Source organism: Streptomyces sp. NPDC056480 (genome assembly GCF_042795405.1).
Taxonomy (GTDB): Bacteria; Actinomycetota; Actinomycetes; order Streptomycetales; family Streptomycetaceae; genus Streptomyces.
The window spans coordinates 1-17,692 of record NZ_JBHTSA010000151.1 but is presented as its reverse complement, the minus strand read 5'-3'; the positions used below and the strand labels follow the sequence as shown (position 1 = coordinate 17,692).

The window sequence follows — 17,692 nt, the reverse complement described above, 5'->3', positions numbered from 1 at the left end:
TGCTGACGATCGCTGCACGAGTCACGGTCCCCACCACCCCACCATGATCGACCATCCGTGGCTCGACGCCTCACCGCCTACCGTGCACGAGCTCGTTAGCCGTTGAGAAGCGGCAGGTGCTGGCCGGCAGAGGTCACTCCGGCCAGGTGGACACCGCCGCCTCGGGGTAAAGGGAGCACCCACCCCGGTCGTATCTCATTCGTGTGGAACGTGGAAAGCCCGTTGAGGTCAAGGCCGCTTTGGCTCGGTCAGCCGACCGTAAGGAAGGCTCAACTCCCCAGCGGGAACAGGACGGCCCAAGAAGCCAACGCCGGAAGCCGAAAGGAAACGGGAACCCGGGGCAGACGATCGGAATCTCCGCCGGTCGCCCCGCATAACCGTCCGGATACTGGCACTGCCCGGACCCGAAAGGGTGCTGACGTGGGTCGGGTGAGCCTGTGCAGAATCGCTGGATAAAGACGATGGAACCGAGGGGCAAGTTGGACACCATGCTGATAGCGGACGGGGCGGCTTCGGCCCCTCCAGCTGCGTCTTCGCCGGCTTCTGCCCGCCGCGGAACCCGCGCCGTGGTCTGCCAGGAAGGAACCTCCGGACGTCGGGTCAACGCACTCGGCGCCCTACGCGCCGACGGTGACCGGCCTCGGCCGGTCTTCCGCACCACCACCGGCAAAGTCACCTGCGACCTGCTGCGGGAATTCATAGACACGCAGGTCGCAGGCCCGACGCCCCTCCCGGCATCTCGGCCGCCACGTCTGCCAGCCCACGGCACCGGCCATGCACCATCGTGCTGGACAACGCCTCCACCCACGTCAGCCGACGAATCAAGGACGCATTGCCCCAGCTCGAAGAACACGGCATCACCTTCTTCTACCTGCCGCTCTGCAGTCCCGAACTGAACAAGGCCGAGCGGGTCTGGCGATCGGTGAAGTACGAGGACATCCCGATCCGGGCCTACCCCGGGCCTACCCCTGGATCGAAGAACTCCAGGCCACGGTCGAGCAGGCTCTGGCACAGCGAGACACTCTGCTCCGGCCAGCGGTAACCGACTTACGCAAGACCGCTTAGCCGAAGGTGGGGATCTCGGCGAGTCGCAGCTTCTGAGGTCCACCAATGGGACGAAACCAGTGAAACTGATGGGATGTGATGGCCGCTGGCGCTGGCTCAGGGGTGCGGCGCCTCGGCGAGGCGTCGGCGCTGGCTGTGTGGTGCGGTTGAAAGGCAAGCCTGCCTCGGAGACGTGGCCGGGGGCAAGGGGCGGGCATCCTGTCGCTCGGATGCCCGCTCCGTAAGGGGTGTGCCGCCGTCTGCCCTTGTCTTCGATCGTCGTGTGCACCCCGAGACGCCGGCCGCACACGAATGCCCCCGCCCCGACCGACCGCACGGATGATCCGTCACCGTTGATCGCCGCATGACGTCTTGCAGCCGCCATGTCGGAACTGAGGCGGTGCGGCGGTTTGCCCGAATAGCGCGGTCTTGGGTGGGCCGGTCAGCTCACTTTCTCTGAGGTATCGGAGACGTCAGTTGACGCGTCTGTGCTTGAGTAGAAGACGGACTTCTGCTGCTTCGTGCGTGAGGCGAGGCCCTTGGCCACCAGGCCCTCGAGCGTATTGCGGACTACCGGAATACTCATGCTGCGCTGAGGGTGGCTCTGTTCCAGATCTGCTGTGATCTCGGCGGCAGAGCGGGGCTCGTCCTGGTGGGCCAGAGCGTTGCTGACGAGCTCTCGAAGAGTGGGGCTGCCGTTTGTGCGAGTGTACTTTTGCCGCTGCTTGGGGGCGCGGGTCTCGGCCTTCCTGGAAGGCGAGTCTGAGCCGTTCCTGTGTGCGGGCTTCCCCTCGGAGGCGCTGCCGACAGCTTTGCCCGAGGGAGGAGTAGTACCTGTGAGCGACTGCTGCATGTTCAGGAGCAGCGAGTGGTTCTGCTGCAGTGTGAAGAGCTGATCCTTGAGGCCGACGAGCTGCGAGCTGATGCGCTGCTGGTCCTGAGTGTTGCGTTCCAGGTCTGCGGCGATCTTCGCCGCATATTGCGACTTGATGTCGGAAGCTTGATCTGTGAGCTCGGGCACGGCCACTCGCTTTCTCTGTGGGTGTGGTGGCCGTTAGATGGTACTCACATTCTCTCTCGATTGACTTGCCGCGGTTGGAGGCGGAGTGTGCGAAGGCCCCCGGGGATGGGGTTATGTAACTGTATGCTCATATCTGGCTACTGTGGGTGCAGGGGGTGGGGGCAAGTGCTCTGGAGGGTGCGGTGGGAGCCATTGCCTCATCCTCCAGGCGGGACTCAAACTGAAACTTGAGCGAAGATTGCGGCCGCCGGTCTCGTTGTTCACCAGTGTCTACAGGGGGGCAGGCCTGAAGCAGCTCTCAGCGGCGGCTGGGCTCGTGAGCAGTCGGTGAGATGAGTCTCTGGTTCGCACTGGTGCCGGGTCATAGCTATGTCGGCGTGGTCCCCAGATTCATGGCCGTTGCCTTGGCGCCAGTGCTGCGACCGGGAACTTCACTGGATCCGATCGTGTGAAGCCGGGTTCGGCTTGTGGATCCTTCCGAGAGCCTGGCTGAATCGGCTGATCGGGACGGTGCCGCCTTCGCGGTGGCCCGCTCAGTGGGTTCTTTGGGGAGCCCGGACGTTCACTCAGGCCAAGTCGGTGTTCTGGACGGACAATCCGGCAGGGGACGCCCGTCCATGCCTGATCTTGCGTGGGTATCCCCGCTTCAGCCGGGGAGGGATCGCATCCTGGCCCGGAGGTGTTCAGTGCCGGAGTCTGCTGCGCCTCCCTGGTGACGGTCAGCTGGGACGCTTCTGGCTCTCGATGCGCTGACGGACGATGCTGAAACGGTGCGCCGCCGCATGGTCCGGCGAGGAAGGAGCGGGACCAGAGTAGGGAGCCCAACCCTATCCGGTTGATGCGGCCGGTGCACTCGGCGCGCAAGTAGCGGGAGCTGACGCTCTTCAGGCTGTTGATCGGCTTCGGCAGGGTGACTTCGGCGGGTGGTGCACGAGTAGGCAGACGCGATCGCGTTCGCCGTTGAACTCCTTCAGTTCCGTCTCGAAGCTGCCTCACACCCTTGCGGTCTCTGGACAGAGCATTTGCCGCGTTCTTCCAACGCGTGAAGGCTGGTGCGAAGCCGGGATGTCCCCGGTCCGGGGCGTGAACTGGTTCGGCACCGTGGACGTTCCTAAGGGCGGCGAGGCGACGGCTGCCGGTAGGATTCCACCCCGCATGACCGTGCACGCGTGTCCGCCTCCAGGGCGTGGGTCACGGCAGGCCAACCGGCACCGGCCGGTGGCCAGCAAGGACAAGACGGTGTCCGCCAAACGCGAAGGGCGCCGAAGGTATGTCATCCTGACCGCCGAGAAGGCGGCCAAGCTCCAGGCCATGCCCGCGACAGACAGTACGGCTGGTGCCGGTATAGGCGTAGCCAGCTTCGTCGCCGCCTCCAACGGCGAGTTCGTACCCAGCTCGAGCCACGGCCGGCCCGGCCGCTGCGAAGGCCGAAGCTGCACAGCAGGCCCTCTCCTGCTCCCCCTCCCGCATCCGCCGGGATAGGCACCAAGCACAACCGGGGGGCCGCCAGCGTGTTGCCGGCCTGCATCGAAGTACGCCGCCGACGCCTGGAGGGATACATGTGCGGGCTGTCGGTTGTGCAGGGTCTGGCGGATCAGGTCAGACAAGCCAGAGTGACCAGGGAACCCCACGCTGTGAGAGCAAGCGCTCGCGGTCGCTGTCGTCCAGGGGGTGCTTGCTGTCCGCAGCCAGGTGGAAGTCGTCGCCCTCGGCGTAGCGGAGGCCGAGGGCTTCGGCGACCAGCGGACCGATCGTGGTCTTGCCGGTCCCGGCGACGCCATCACGACGACGACCGGGGGATGGGGACTCATGGGTGGTGCCTCGCTGTCCTCTTTCGATATCGATCCGTCGCGCCGTGAAGTGCGGCGGACCAGAAGGGAACAGGAACATGGCCGAACCGAGGGCCTTCCCCTCCACCGAGGAGCAGTGCGAGGGGCCGACGAGCAGCTGGGCGGAGCGACTGGGGGAGATCGACCAGAAACGGATCGACCTGACCGGTGACCAGGAGCTGATCGAGCAGGTCAGGGGAGCCTGCAAGGTTCGCTTCCTGCCGACGGAGCTCCCGCAGCGTCGATAAGTACCAGCTGCTCATGATGGGACGCTTCAGAGCATCCCAAATTAGGACAGGCGCCCGCCAGCCATTCGATGGCGACAGAGCCGCGCGCCAACGCATGCTCGAACCGCTCTCCCGCACGGTGTGTGTATGCACGCTGCCCACTGCAACCGGCGGAGTGCGCAAGCCGCACGATTCCCGGAGGTCTCTACATGGCAGCTGAAAGGCCGGTCCGTCGCGTAACGCCGGAGATACTCAAGGAGCAGGTGGCCATTGGGCAGGTGGATCTGCATGTCAACCCTGACGACACCGGGACCGTCGTTTACACACGCAGAGAGATCTGCGCTGGCAGGGACCGTATAGATCTTTGGGCAGTGAGCTATTCCGGAGGCGAGCCTTGGCGGCTTACCGATGGCCCCACCTGTGACACAGGGCCAAAGATATCTCCGGACGGCCAGACTCTGGCGTTCATCAGCGATGACGGCACGCATGCACCTCAGGTGCGGCTGCTCTCGCTGGAGACAGGTGAACGCCATCAGCTCACGACATTCCCTGAGGCGGTACTCGACTTCGATTGGTCACCTGACGGTACGTGGCTGGCTGTTGTGGCGAGCGATCCGGACTCTCCATTTGAGGTGCCCACGTCCTGCAACCCGGACGAGATGAGCGACGGAGTGGTCTGCCGTGTGATCTCTCGCGCGGACTGGCGCCGGGATGGAGAAGGGCTGCGACTGCATTCAGTCCAGCTGCACAGGGTGCCTGTTAGCAAAACGCCGGAACCGGCACAACAGCTCACATTCGGGTTCAACCGACTCTCCCGCCCTCGAGTAGGCAACGACGGGAGCGTTTATGTTCTGGCAGACTTCGGCAAAGACGCTGATATAACCCCCTGTCCTCAGGTGCATAAGCTTGCGGCTGGAGCGCTAGCGCCGCCGGGGCTGCAGCAGGTCACCTTTCTTGCCGGGGGAGTTCATCGCTACCATCTTGCCGCAGCGGGCGGTGTTATTGCCATCGGCCACGATGTCTCATGTCCGAGGTCCGACGACCCTCCCCAGGCTTTCCACGTTGCACCCGGACAACGCTGCGTATCGATGCTCTCAGGATTTGCCGACTACTGGGTTGGTGAACTTGGGGGTGAGAGTGACTTGCTCGACTGGTGGACCGACGGCGACGATTCCCCTGATACCACCACGATCAGTGTCGCCGGGGAAGTACTTCCGGTCCGCCTGAGCACGGGGGAACTCCTGGTGGCCGCGGGTCAGGGCTACCAGGCGTCGGCACTAGCTGAACATGGCGGGGTTACCGTTGCGGTCATGGCGCGAGCAGCCGGCCCATACGCGCCGGAAGTGTTCGCCCTGGAGGCAGCGGGCCCTCGGCGTCTGACATGGAATGGCTCTCAGTGGCTCGCAGGGTACGTGTTTCCAAAGATTGAGACACGGCAAGTGCCGGGGCCCGCAGGTGATATCAGTGTCTATCTGATCGAGCCCCTTGGGCGGGTGAACGGACAGGCTCCGCTGGTGCTCGCACTCCATGGTGGCCCGACGCTTCAGTGGGGCGCGGTTCCCACCCTGGAAGCTGTCATTCTCGCTTCAGCCGGCTACCGCGTGGCCTTGCCGAACCTACGGGGATCACTGGACCAGGGCCGCGAGTGGGTGAAGGGCCTGCACGGGCACTGGGGCGAAGCTGACGCTGCTGACGCGCATGCGGTACTGGACTACCTGACAGCTGCGGGGCTGGCCGAACCGGGACGCATCGGTGTGTGCGGGATGTCGTACGGAGGCTTCCTGACCTACTGGCTTGCGGCAACCAGCGGCCGATTCGCCGCAGCTGTGGCTGAGAACGGCGTGAGCAACCAGATCACCGCTTGGAGTGCCTGCGACACCGGCCCGGTCTTTGCTCAAGCGGCTGGCCTAGGAGATCCGACGAGCGAGGAAGGAGCAGCGCGTCTGTGGGACCTCTCGCCAGTGCGTCACGCAGCACGAATGCACACCCCCCTCCTCATCCTGCAGGGTGAGGACGACCTCCGTTGCCCTCCTGCGGACAACGAGCACATGTTCATAGCGCTGCGCCGCCTGAAACGCCAGGTTGCCTACGTTCTCTACCCCGAATCTGATCACTTAATGCAAGGGCTGGCGAGGCTGGATCGGCGAATCGACCGACATCGCCGAGTCGTGGACTGGTTCCGCCATCACCTCCCGCTTCATCGAACCTGAGATACAGGAAGGCACGCACAACGCCATGCCCTCGTCCTTCAATCCGCAGCGGTTTTCCCGCATCCTCATCGCGGCTGGTGCTGGTGCCGGTATCGCCGCGAGTCTGCTGTTTGCAGCCCCGACTCAAGCACTCGCCGCCTCCGAAAAGACCGATGACTACCGGATCGGTCATGAGCAGCCAATCGACAGCATCAACCCCCTCGGGCAGCAGAACGTCATCGCTGGCACCGTGTCGCAGCTTTCCTACGATCTGCTTCTGAACTACCGGACCGAAGACGGCCGTCCGGACCTGGAGCACTCTCTCGCCGAGTCCTACAAGACATCTCCGGACGGCAAGACATGGACTTTTAAGCTCAAGGAGGGCATCAGTTGGTCAGATGGAAAGCCCTTTACCAGTGCGGATGTCAAATGGACCTATGACGCGGTACGTACTAACGAGACGAATATGCTGAGCGGTTACCTGACCAGCGTTCGTGACGTTTCCAACCCAGACCTCAGGACCGTGCGCATCAGCCTCTCCGAACCGGATGCAAGGATTGACTCCGTATTCATCCCGATCCTGCCGAAGCATGTGTTCGCAAAGGTTCCAATCGACAAGATCGACAAGGCTCCTGTACCGCTGCCCAGCGTCACAACGGCTCCGTTCAGGATAAAGAAATGGGACAAGAGCGGCACAACGGAACTCATTCCCAATCCGTCATTTCGAGGCTCTAAGCCTTCCATGAACCGCGTGCTATTCGTGCACTACGACGATGGCGAGGCGGCCTTGCGCGACCTCAAGCTAAGCGGCCTGGACATGGTGTCCGAGGGAAACAGCAGATGGGCAGGACAGCTCAAATCGGCCAAGGACATCACTGTCTGGGGTGCCGCATCCCCCGGATTCTCCGAGATCGCTTTTAACTCCTGCCCGCCGAAGGGGGCAGGAGCCTGCTCTGGACCAGGCAAGGGTGCTGATGTAGCCGTCGTGCAAGATTCTTCTATCCGCCAGGCCATTGCATGGGGAATCGACCGTGAGGCCCTTTCCAGAACGGTCTACGGCAGTCAGAACCCCCCAGCGTACGGCCTCATCTCCCCATACTATTCGCGATACTTCAAGGACCATTCACGCGATCCGCAGATTGGGTACAGGTACGACCCCGAGAAGGCGCGAAGCATCCTGCGCGCCGGCGGTTGGGACTGCACGCACACGCCCTGTACCAAGGGCGGAACGAAGGCACGCTTCGAGATGATGGTGCGATCCACTGAAGACCAGGACCAGAACGCCGTACGCCGTATCCGCGCCTGGGCGGCCGACCTCGGTATAACCATCGACATGGCCGTCGTCACTGAGGACGCCCTCAATAACGCAATCTATGCGCCTGGAAAGGACGAAGACCACTACGCCCCCACCTTCGACGCGTTCTACTGGGGGTGGTCTGGAGACATCGGAACCCCAGACTTCAACCTCGAGGTTCTACGGACCGACAGCACATGGCAAGACTCCTTCTACTCCAGCCTTGAGTACGACCGCGTTTCCATCAAGGCGCTCAAGAGCCAGGAAGCCGCAGAACGCGTCACCGCCATGCACGAGGCGGAGAAGATTGCGATGAAGGACCTCCCCTACATCCCCACGGTCTACTCTCACAGCCTCACCCTCACCCGCAACGACACCTGGCATGGATATCTGAAGTCACCTCAGCCGAACGGATCACCGTTCGGAACGAACTGGCTTCAGCTCACCAATCTGCAACCAGGCCCCGAAATCCCCAAGGCCGCCCCCCCGGACCGGTCTACTGGGCGATTCTCCCGCACCTCCGTGGTCTTGCTCGCCGGAGCAGCAGCGGCCATTGGATTCGCCGCCGGCCGACGCAGGAAGCCAGCGAACAGCCCAGTCCGCGACTGGACCGATGAGGACTGAGGGGATCTGGCCGCATGCGCATCATCAAGAGACTGCTCACAGCAATCGGCACCCTGGCCTTTGTGCTCTGCTTCAACTTCTTCCTCTTCCGCGCTGTGGGCGACCCGAAGCAGGATCTTGCCCGCAACCCCAAGCTGCCGAAGGCGGCACAAGACGCCATCATCGAGCAACGCGGGCTCGACCAGAACCAATGGGTACAGTTCAAGCACTATGTTGACGACACGCTCTCCGGCGACCTGGGGCGTTCCTTCATCACCAACCGGCCAGTGGTCGACGAACTCCTGGGTGCCCTTCCCGACACGCTGCTAATTGCTGGCGTTGCCACCATCCTCGCCTCCTTGATCGGCCCGTGGGTCGGTCTCCACGCGGCCTGGAAACGAGGGCGAGCCCGGGACACCTTGCTCACACAAGGCTGCGTCGCCCTCTACGCAATACCTGTCTTCTGGCTGGGCATGTTACTCATCGCCGCATTCGCCCAGGCCGTCCCCCTCCTGCCCACAGGCCACGCAACTGAGCCAGGGTCAACCGCGACAGGCTTCGCGCACGCAGCCGATGTCGCGCAGCACGCCGTGCTGCCGATCTCAACACTCACGCTCGGCCTCTTAGCGCAGTACTCGGTGAACATGCGTAGCTCGGTAGTGGCCGCTATGCAGGAGGACTACGTTCTCACCGCCCGGGCAGTCGGTCTCCGCCCTCGCACGATCAGGCGGCGCCACATCGTGCCCAACGCGCTTCTTCCGGTAGTCACCGTCATCGGGCTGAACCTGGGATTCGTCCTGGGCGGTGCCATCACGGTCGAGGCCCTGTTCTCCTGGCCAGGCATTGGAACCCTCACCATGCAAGCCATCCAGGGCAAGGACTACCCCCTGCTGCAAGGGCTGTTCCTGCTCTCCTCTGCCATGGTCATCATGATGAACCTCGCCACAGACCTCCTCTATAGCCGCCTTGACCCCCGAATCCGGGACTGACAGGACCATCAGCATGAGTGAATCCCCCGAACTGTCTCATGAGCCCGTCTACACCGACGCCCAGCTCACCAGGGCACTGCACCTGCTCCGAGCCACCCGGCGTGGACGGTGGAGCCGCATGGCTGCAACCCTGACGGCTCTTATGCGAGATCCGCGTGGCGCAACAGGAATGATCCTGCTGCTGCTCCTGAGCGTGATCGCTTTCTTCGCTCCCGCACTAGCTCCTCAGGACCCCAACGCGACGTCATCCTTCTCCACTGAAATTCTTGCCACACCATCGGCGGAGCACTGGCTGGGAACGGATGAGAACGGCCGTGACGTTCTGTCCCAGCTTCTCCTGGGATCACAAGCCTCCATGCTGGTGGGGCTCGCTGCCGCAGTCGTTTCTACCGTCATCGGAACAGCGGTTGGCGTTGCTTCAGCATGGTTCGGCGGCATCACGGACCGGCTGTTGACTATTCTGGATGACTGGTTCCTCGTCCTGCCGCTCGTTCCGGTCGCCGTCCTGGCAGCTGCCCTGCTCGGCAACCGGGCAAGCCAAGTACCCTTAGGGCAGACAGGCGTGCTCATCGCCGTGATAGGCATGTTCGGGTGGGCCGGCACATCACGGATTGTCCGCGCCGAAGTGCTCTCCCTCAAAGGGCGGGCGTTTGTGGAACGCGCACGCGTACTCGGAGCCGGAAACCTCCGTCTGGTTCGCCAGCAGCTCCTACCAAACCTCCTGCCTCTTGTACTGGCCAACGCGGTCATCTACGTCTCCCTGGCGATCCTCACCGAATCGACCCTCTCCTACTTGGGACTTGGCGACCCTAACCGCTTTTCCTGGGGAGGAATGCTCGAATCCGCACAGAGTGCGGGTGCGCTGACGTCAGGGGCGTGGGCCTACTTCATTCCCCCGGGGCTGTGCATTGCCCTGGCCGTCCTCGCGTTCTCACTTCTTGGGCACGCAATCGAGCACCACCTTGACCCTCGGCTGGGGGAACACCGATGAGCCCGCTCTCTACGCAACCACTGCTCTCCGTACGCGGACTGACTGTCAGCAGCCGCAGCGTGCCCGGAGCGACCCTCGTCAAGGACTTAGACCTCGACATCGGCAAAGGCCAGGTGCTGGGACTGGCCGGCGAGTCAGGCTGCGGAAAGTCCACCACTGCACTCGCCCTCATGGGACTCCTCCCACCCGAACTGCATCGGACGGCAGGTGAAATCTACCTTTCGACCGACGCAGGCCCACGCCCCCTGCACCGGCTCTCTCCACGCGGCATGCGGGCCATCCGCTGGAGACGAATCTCGATGATCTTCCAAGGCGCGCTGAACGCCCTCGACCCGGTAATGCGCGTCGGGGAGCAGATCCGCGGAGCCATCGAGGCCCATACTCCCAGAACGGACCGAGCGGCAACGAGCCAGCGGGTCAAAGAACTCCTGGAACAAGTCCGGCTCGATCCTGCCCGTGCACGGGACTACCCGCACCAGTTCTCAGGTGGCCAACGCCAACGGCTCATGATCGCCCTAGCCCTGGCATGCCAGCCCGACCTGATCATCGGAGACGAGCCCACCACTGCCCTCGACGTCATCACGCAGCGTCAGATACTTGACCTTCTGCAGGAGCTACGCCGAGAACTAGGCCTATCACTCCTGCTCATCTCGCATGACCTCGCACTTCTGAGCGAGGTGTGCGACGAGATCGCCGTGATGTACGCGGGGCAGTTCGTCGAGCACGGTCCTCCCAGCCATGTCTACACGAACCCCCGGCACCCCTACACCGAAGGCCTCATCGCCGCCCTGCCGGCCCTTGGTGCGGAACGCCAGATACCGGCACCCATCCCGGGCCACCCTCCGAGCCCCTTGGATGGGCGCGGGACGGGATGCTCATTCGCTCCACGATGCCCGCGGGGCGACAGCGTGTGTGCCGCCGCTGAGCCTCCAATCATCGAGCTCGGTCAACGGCACAGCGCGCGCTGCTACCGCCCCAGTTAGGACCTCCGTCATGCTCAGCACAGATCACCCGCTCTTCGAAGCCCGTCGCCTGGGTGTCGCATTCCGCGGACGCAGAACCTCGAGCACCGTCACAGCCCTGGCTGAGGTAGATCTCCAGTGGAAAAGAGGAGAGATTCTGGGACTGGTGGGGGGATCAGGAAGCGGAAAGACCACACTCGGGCGCACCTTGATGGGTCTGCAACAGCCCTCAACAGGCCAAGTCCTGTACCAGGGAGAGCTGCTCGACAGCGCACTGTCCAAGCACTCGTTCCGCCGCCAAGTCCAGATGATCTTCCAAGACCCGTATCAATCCTTGAATCCGCGCCGCACAGTCGGACAACAAGTGACAGAAGGTCTGGATATCCATAAAATCGGAAAATCTGAATCAGAAAGGGTAGCGTTAGCGGTATCTGCACTAGAGCGCAGCGGGCTCGAGCCTGCTGACCGCTACTGGAACAGCTATCCGCATCAGCTTTCAGGAGGCCAGAGGCAGCGAGTTGTCATCGCTGCCGCCCTGGCAGTGAGTCCCCAAGCACTGGTATGCGATGAGCCTGTATCGGCCCTGGACGTTTCAGTGCGCTCGCAGGTGCTGCAAGTCCTGGAACGCCTTCGCTCCAGTCACGGCATTGGCCTGCTGTTCATCACCCATGACGTTGGGCTGGCCTGGGCCCTGTGTGATCGCGTCGCCGTCCTGCACCAGGGGCGACTCGTCGAGTGTGGAACTACGGAATCGGTACTCGGAGACCCGCAAGAACCCTACACGCGCGCACTGCTCTCTGCCATGCCACGGCCGCCGAGCCGCGCCTGACGCGACCTCGTGACCGGAAGAATGAGGCTGCCTCGGCCCCGTAGTCTGGACAGCCCAAAGTGATCCGGGGTCTTCCAGGGCTAGACGTGCCCTGAAAGACCCCGGACTGCTTTCTCTTGACTGCTGAGATGCCCAGCAGGTCGCCCCTGCCGGGACCAGGATGGATGATCTCTAGTCGGACCCAGGTATGCGCCTATGTGGGCCAGAGAGGAGAAACAGATCCGCGGAAGGGCGCGTCAGTGAGCGGCTTCGTATGCTTCACGGACGTTGGCAGGCACCCGGCCGCGTTCGTTGACCTCGTACCCGTTCTCCTTGGCCCATTCCCGGACCTCAGAGGTGGGCGGTCCCTCGGCGTGAGGCCGGGAGGGCAGCGACTTTCTTCCCCTTCCGCGCACCTTCCGGGCTGCCTTCAAGTAGGGCGCGAACGCTTCGAGCAACTGGTCGTAGCTGTCGGGAGACAGGTCGATCTGGTATTCCACACCATTCAGGGCAAACGTGTGAGTCGTACCCTCGTGCGTTTCCTCCCCAGTGAGGTCGTCGATATAGATCGTCACATGCTTCTGTGCCATAAGGGAAGATTACACCTTCACCCGTATCCCGAAACCCCGAGTAGTTTCACTCTTGCGAGTCAATGGTCACATCGGACGTACTGGTGGAAACCTTCCAAGTACACTCAAACGCCTCAGCTGCTGCTCAGAACCCGCTCTGGACGTTCGGGAATAATTGCCAACGACAGGCTAGGCGTCGATTGACTGCCGGAACGACATCACAGTGCAGCCATGCTCCAGGCAGGCGCCTCTACTGCCGTCCAGTGCGATGCTAAGTGGTGAAACGCGCAGGCCTTCTTATCAGGGAACGAGCCGCCGTCTGCCAGCCCGTTTCCTTCAGATCACGGCATCGGAGGGCTGGCTTGGTAGGTCGTCGCCGGATGCCCAGTGGCACGGATTGCAGGGTGATCGCCGACAGGTGATCGACACGATCGTGTTCAGATACCGCACTGGGACGCCGTGGCTGGATCCTCTTTAACACTTTCGGTCATGGGCGGGCCTCACAGTCGCCGCCTAGCGGAAGTGGTCCGCCGAGGCACCTGGGAGAAAGGTCCTCACTGCGTCATGCTCGCCCGGGCGGCTGCCGAAATGTCTGGGCCGGCCCGTCCGCCGTTGGCTCCACTATCGTCCGAGCCCGTCTTCGCGCTGCTGGGATCCGGCGGAAGGGCCCAGCCGACGAGATGGTCGGCCGTACCCAAGCAGTCCCACAGCGGACTGATCATCGAGATCCATCGAGCTGCCGGCAGCTGGCGCAAGCCATCTGGCCTTCGCCATCACACCGAGCCGGGCGGGAGATGTTCCCGTACTCAAGCAGGTCATATGGCGGCTATCGGTGCGCAGGCGGACCGGGCGGCTACAGGATCCCTTTGGAGCACGTCGAGGTCGGCGTAGCGCTCTGCGTCCCCGACCACAGACCTGCTGCCCCCTCTGGCTGACGAAAGGCCGTACCCCATTCAGTGTGCGCCATGGAGAATGGGGAATTCTCACACATACGATCTCACAGCAGATCCGGGAGTCCGCACGGACGGCCACCCCATCACCATGCTGACCTGCAAGCTCAAGCGCATCACACAAGCATCGGCTTCGGCCCAGACAAACCCCACACATTCCGCACCAGCCGGGAAGGGCGCATGGGAGCACCCGCGGCGCGCACCGAAGCTCCGCAGACCCGAAGGCCTGCGACCATGGCCCCGGCTTGTCTGAGCCGCGCGACGCACATCATGGTGGCCAATCCATGGACTGCTGGCTGTCCAGTAGGGAGTTCGCCAGCATTGAGACTGGAGATCCTCGGCAGGCTGAGCGGACCCGCTAAGGACTGCCCCCACAGCCGTCGCTCCCGAGTGCCCCAATAGCGCACCATGCTCGTGTCTCGCGATGTACCGCGTCCGACGCTGTGCGGTGACCCACTACCGACTACGGACAGCCGCTAGTGCCGAGTCAAGCAATGTTGGCCCTGTTGTGATGTGAGATTCTGTCTGGATGGCAGAGCGAGTTCGGGTCCGTGAGATCGATGATGGCGAGGGGCGACGGCTACTGCGGATCGTCCGCCGCGGCACGGGGTCGGTGGTGACGTGGCGGCGGGCCCAGATGGTGTTGTTGTCCGCGCAGGGCATGCCGGTGGCACGGATCGCCGAGGTGTCGTTCACCAGCGACGATCGGGTCCGGGACGTGATCCACAACTTCGACGCCGATGGTTTTGACTCGCTGTATCCGAAGTACAAGGGCGGCCGGCCGAGAAAGTTCACCCTTCCTGAACGCCGTGAGATCAAGAAGCTCGCCAAGTCCAGACCGACTGAGCACGATCTTCCTTTCTCGGCATGGAGTCTGACCAAAATGGCGGAATTCCTGGTAGCCGAGGGGGTGGTCGACGACATCAGCCACGAGGGTCTGCGCATTCTGCTCCGCGAGGAAGGCGTCTCCTTTCAACGCCTGAAGACCTGGAAGACCTCCCGAGACCCGGACTATGCCGCCAGGAAAGCCCGAGTCGAGCACCTCTACGCCATCGCCGACGGTGAGGTCACACCCGAGGACGGCGAACCGGAGGCCGTCTTCTGCATGGATGAGTTCGGACCACTCAACCTGATGCCGCATCCGGGCAGGCAATGGGCCGAGCGCGGCGGCAAGGGCAGGGACCCCGACCGTGAACCACGACGGCGACGCCGACCACCTGCAATCGGTACGGCGGAGTACGACACCTCTTCGCTGCACTCGATCTGAACGAGAGCAAACTCTACGGACATGTGAAACTGGTCAAGCGGCGAACCCAGTTCCTGGAATTCTGCAGGTATCTCCGCTCCCTCTACCCGATCCATGTCCGGATCGCGATCGTGGCCGACAATTTCTCCCCGCACCTGACAACGAAGAGGTGCCAGCGAGTCGGCACCTGGGCCGCGGCGAACAACGTCGAACTCGCCTGCACCCCGACGAACTCCTCCTGGCTGAACAGGATCGAAGCCCAGTTCACCGCCCTGCGCTGCTTCACCCTCGACGGCACGGACCACGCCACCCACAAGGAACAAGGCAGCATGATCCGCCGCTACATCATCTGGCGAAACCGGCACGCGAACAACGCACAGCTACGAGCCATCGTGGACAGGGCCAACATTGCTTGACTCGGCACTAGTTGGGTGGAGTCTTAACGCGTTCCAGCTTCTGTGTCCCGTACAGGGTGCGATAGGAACGCACCCATGCTGCAGTTGCATCAGGATCGGTACGGTCGGACACGGCGTAGTAGTCCATCTGAGCCCGCTCGGCGGTGACGTCCAGAACGCCGAAGCCGTGGGAATCGAGATCGATCCATTTCAGGTGCCGATTGGCTGCCCTGAGGGCGGCGGCACCAACAAGTGACACTGTGTGTGGCGCCACCTTGAGGATGTCATCGATATTGTCGGACGTGACCGAAGTGACCACGAACTCAGTCGCCACGGAGTCAGAGAAGGGGTACGTAGCCGCCTCGGAAGGGACATCGTTAGCCCAGGCAGAGTGGATGTCGCCGGTCAGGAACACTGTGTTCCTGATGCGGGCCCTTTCAAGGTGCTCAAGGAGCTGTCGGCGGTCTGCCGTGAAACCGTCCCACTGGTCAGTGTTGACAGCCAAGCCTTCCTGTGGCAGGCCGAGAAGCTTTGCCAGCGGCCGCAACAGATAGGCTGGCAGAGAGAGGAACTGGACAGGCGATATCATTACGGAGTTGGCGACAAGTCGCCACATCGTATCTGATTTCGCGAGACCGGACTTGAGCCACTCCATCTGCGTACTTCCGGTGATCGTACGGTCGTAGGCATCCACGTCGCTGCCTGGACCCCAGCCGCCTGCTGCCGATCGGTAGGAGCGAAGGTCTAGCAGGGCGATGTCTGCGAGCTTGCCGTAGCGAAGCCAGCGATACGTGGACCCAGTGACGGACTGCCGTACAGGCATCCACTCAAAATAGGCCTTCTTGGCGGCAGCCATGCGGTTAGACCATGGCCCCTCGGTGGAGGGCTGATGATTCTCAGCCCCATCCGAAGTGGCATTGTTTGCAAACTCGTGATCGTCCCAGATCGCGATAGCCGGAACGGATGCATGCAGCCTCTGGAGGTCGGGATCCGTCTTATAGGTGCCGTGCCTCAGACGATAGTCGGCCAGAGAGACCGTCTCGTGGGCAGGCTGATGAGGCCGGACCACGATGTCGCGCGCTGCGTAGTCACCCGTGGCGTACTCGTAGATGTAGTCGCCGAGGAAGAGCACAGCATCTAGATCGCCGCGTTTCTCCAAGTGTCTGTAAGGAGAGAAGTAACCAGCCTCCCAGTTCGCGCATGAGACTATGCCGAGGCGTAGCCGACCAACAGCTGCCTGAGCCGCTGGTGCAGTACGGGTACGCCCGATGGGCGATTCCTCGTCGTTTAGACGGAACCGGAACCAATAGCTGGTGGCAGGGTTCAGGCCACGGACGTCGGCCTTGACTGTGTGGTCGAGATCAGGGCCTGTGTGTACCGAGCCGGACGCGACGATGTTGGCTAGTTGCGGATCCGTCGCCACGATCCACTCAACAACTGCTGACTGTCCCCGTCCCGAACCGGGCGTAGCGTCGAGGGTTGGAGTGACCCTCGTCCACAGCATGACGCCGTCAGGCAATGGATCTCCGGACGCGACCCCATGCAGGAACGCGGGCGACGTGGCGGCAGGCGAGGCTTCTGCCACGCCCGACGCAAGGGCGCAGGGTAGGAGCACGGCGCTTGAAGCGGCCTTCATGAGCGTGCGTCGAGTGGGTGGCTTCGCCAAGGACTCAGTGGGATCTGTCACAGGCGCGGAAACTACCAGCGGGTAGTTATGTGTGAGTGAGTATCGTCTACTCTCACTGTGCGTGAACTCGCAATGCTCTATGAAGTCAACAACGTTCGCATCGTGCAGCCCTGCGGTACACCCGGTTCCTGCAGCCCGTCGCATACCTTCGCGCCCCCCGAGAATGCTTCCGTGCGCGGCCGATGTAGTCGAGGTGGTTAAGCATCAGCCTGAGATCTCTGCAGTCCTTGTGCCCCGGCGCCGACGGACGGCCGCCTGCCATTGCGCCAGGGGGCCGGCAGACCGGGCTCAGCCGTAGACAGATCGGGAGGCTCGGCCAGATCAGCCGGTGCGTCCTGTCTGCCCAGACTCTGTCTACGGCTTCGCTGAGCTTCTTCAGCTGTGCTGTGTAGATTTTGACCATCGCGGCTGCCTCCTTCTGCCAGCCGCCGCCTGCCGGTGCGGGCGTAGATTGCGAAGCAAGTCCCGCCGCAGGCGGAGTGGAGGCCAAGGCATAGCGGCTGCCGCCAACGCCATGGATGTGCGGGGGAGGGGGGCCGGCTACGGCATCTTTCCGAGCCGGAATCGGGTCCTGCTGATGACGGGTTGACGGCAAGAGGGCTCAGAGCGGGGCCGCGCTAGCCATGGTCGGCCGAGGCTGGGCGGCATCGTCCACAGGTCATTAACCTCCATGACTCGCCCAGAACGCGTGACGCGCGTGAACCCTCTGAACAGGCAGGGCCGACTCGGTTGCCGTCGGCCGAGACTCGGCTTGAAGAGGTTCAGGCAGAGCTCACACCACTTTCTCGATCAGTGAGCTTCTTCAGCGTTGCTTCTCCAGGGTGAGGACGGCCTTGACGATTGACGTGAGCTTGTTGGGGCTGACGCGGGCTTTGCAGAAGATCCGCC

General features: G+C 63.0%; 11 protein-coding genes and 2 pseudogenes. 9 read left to right on the top strand and 4 right to left on the bottom strand.

Translation table 11 applies throughout. The features are described 5' to 3' along the window. The first annotated feature begins 676 nt into the window (after nucleotides 1-676). Entirely contained in the window at nucleotides 677-1,042 is a 366-nt protein-coding gene (locus ACFQ79_RS36510) for a transposase (RefSeq protein WP_383591582.1), read from the top strand. A 444-nt stretch (nucleotides 1,043-1,486) separates the two neighbouring features. Here ACFQ79_RS36510 and ACFQ79_RS36505 read toward each other — a convergent pair whose 3' ends face one another. Together ACFQ79_RS36505 and ACFQ79_RS36500 are read right to left on the bottom strand one after the other, a co-directional pair. Continuing rightward, nucleotides 1,487-2,071 carry a hypothetical protein gene (locus ACFQ79_RS36505; RefSeq protein WP_383591577.1) on the bottom strand — a complete coding sequence of 195 codons (585 nt, stop codon included), beginning with the start codon at nucleotides 2,069-2,071 and terminating at the stop codon, nucleotides 1,487-1,489. Between the two features lie 1,644 nt (nucleotides 2,072-3,715). Next, nucleotides 3,716-3,904 (bottom strand): annotated as a pseudogene (locus tag ACFQ79_RS36500) (hypothetical protein); the annotation flags it as partial. A 49-nt stretch (nucleotides 3,905-3,953) separates the two neighbouring features. Between ACFQ79_RS36500 and ACFQ79_RS36495 the strand changes: the two are divergent. The 7 genes from ACFQ79_RS36495 (at nucleotide 3,954) to ACFQ79_RS36465 (ending at nucleotide 11,978) form a co-directional block, all read left to right on the top strand. After that, nucleotides 3,954-4,142, top strand: coding sequence for a hypothetical protein (locus tag ACFQ79_RS36495; protein ID WP_383591574.1), 189 nt, complete (start codon nucleotides 3,954-3,956; stop codon nucleotides 4,140-4,142). Between the two features lie 188 nt (nucleotides 4,143-4,330). Then, nucleotides 4,331-6,331 carry a S9 family peptidase gene (locus tag ACFQ79_RS36490; RefSeq protein WP_383591571.1) on the top strand — a complete coding sequence of 667 codons (2,001 nt, stop codon included), beginning with the start codon at nucleotides 4,331-4,333 and terminating at the stop codon, nucleotides 6,329-6,331. Nucleotides 6,332-6,356: 25 nt separating this feature from the next. Continuing rightward, a complete protein-coding gene (locus tag ACFQ79_RS36485) occupies nucleotides 6,357-8,228 on the top strand; it encodes an ABC transporter substrate-binding protein (protein WP_383591568.1) in 1,872 nt (623 codons plus the stop codon). 14 nt (nucleotides 8,229-8,242) lie between these two features. Then, the gene (locus tag ACFQ79_RS36480; RefSeq protein ID WP_383591564.1) at nucleotides 8,243-9,196 is read left to right on the top strand and encodes an ABC transporter permease; all 954 of its coding nucleotides are present in this window, start codon (nucleotides 8,243-8,245) and stop codon (nucleotides 9,194-9,196) included. A gap of 13 nt (nucleotides 9,197-9,209) precedes the next feature. After that, entirely contained in the window at nucleotides 9,210-10,187 is a 978-nt protein-coding gene (locus ACFQ79_RS36475) for an ABC transporter permease (protein WP_383591561.1), read from the top strand. Next, nucleotides 10,184-11,170 (top strand): ABC transporter ATP-binding protein, encoded by a 987-nt coding sequence (locus ACFQ79_RS36470; RefSeq protein WP_383591558.1) that lies wholly within the window; start codon nucleotides 10,184-10,186, stop codon nucleotides 11,168-11,170. Before ACFQ79_RS36475 ends, ACFQ79_RS36470 begins: the two co-directional genes overlap by 4 nt. Before the next feature lie 10 nt (nucleotides 11,171-11,180). After that, nucleotides 11,181-11,978 carry an ABC transporter ATP-binding protein gene (locus tag ACFQ79_RS36465; protein ID WP_383591555.1) on the top strand — a complete coding sequence of 266 codons (798 nt, stop codon included), beginning with the start codon at nucleotides 11,181-11,183 and terminating at the stop codon, nucleotides 11,976-11,978. Nucleotides 11,979-12,214: 236 nt separating this feature from the next. On the opposite strand, the gene ACFQ79_RS36460 is transcribed toward ACFQ79_RS36465, so the two are convergent. Next, nucleotides 12,215-12,547, bottom strand: a complete 333-nt coding sequence (locus tag ACFQ79_RS36460) for an Lsr2 family protein (protein WP_383591552.1) — start codon at nucleotides 12,545-12,547, stop codon at nucleotides 12,215-12,217. Nucleotides 12,548-14,005: 1,458 nt separating this feature from the next. On the opposite strand from ACFQ79_RS36460, the pseudogene ACFQ79_RS36455 reads away from it, so the two are divergent. Continuing rightward, nucleotides 14,006-15,138 (top strand): annotated as a pseudogene (locus ACFQ79_RS36455) (IS630 family transposase). Nucleotides 15,139-15,145: 7 nt separating this feature from the next. Here the strand turns inward: ACFQ79_RS36455 and ACFQ79_RS36450 are convergent. Further along, nucleotides 15,146-16,753, bottom strand: a complete 1,608-nt coding sequence (locus ACFQ79_RS36450; RefSeq protein ID WP_383591579.1) for an alkaline phosphatase D family protein — start codon at nucleotides 16,751-16,753, stop codon at nucleotides 15,146-15,148. Between the last annotated feature and the right edge of the window lie 939 nt (nucleotides 16,754-17,692).

Excerpts from the sequence above, each read along its gene's own strand:
- ACFQ79_RS36495 (WP_383591574.1), top strand. The coding sequence starts at position 3,954 with ATGGCCGAACCGAGGGCCTTCCCCTCCACCGAGGAGCAGTGCGAGGGG.
- ACFQ79_RS36490 (WP_383591571.1), top strand. The coding sequence starts at position 4,331 with ATGGCAGCTGAAAGGCCGGTCCGTCGCGTAACGCCGGAGATACTCAAG.
- ACFQ79_RS36485 (WP_383591568.1), top strand. The coding sequence starts at position 6,357 with ATGCCCTCGTCCTTCAATCCGCAGCGGTTTTCCCGCATCCTCATCGCG.
- ACFQ79_RS36480 (WP_383591564.1), top strand. The coding sequence starts at position 8,243 with ATGCGCATCATCAAGAGACTGCTCACAGCAATCGGCACCCTGGCCTTT.
- ACFQ79_RS36475 (WP_383591561.1), top strand. The coding sequence starts at position 9,210 with ATGAGTGAATCCCCCGAACTGTCTCATGAGCCCGTCTACACCGACGCC.
- ACFQ79_RS36470 (WP_383591558.1), top strand. The coding sequence starts at position 10,184 with ATGAGCCCGCTCTCTACGCAACCACTGCTCTCCGTACGCGGACTGACT.
- ACFQ79_RS36465 (WP_383591555.1), top strand. The coding sequence starts at position 11,181 with ATGCTCAGCACAGATCACCCGCTCTTCGAAGCCCGTCGCCTGGGTGTC.
- ACFQ79_RS36460 (WP_383591552.1), bottom strand. The coding sequence starts at position 12,547 with ATGGCACAGAAGCATGTGACGATCTATATCGACGACCTCACTGGGGAG.
- ACFQ79_RS36450 (WP_383591579.1), bottom strand. The coding sequence starts at position 16,753 with ATGAAGGCCGCTTCAAGCGCCGTGCTCCTACCCTGCGCCCTTGCGTCG.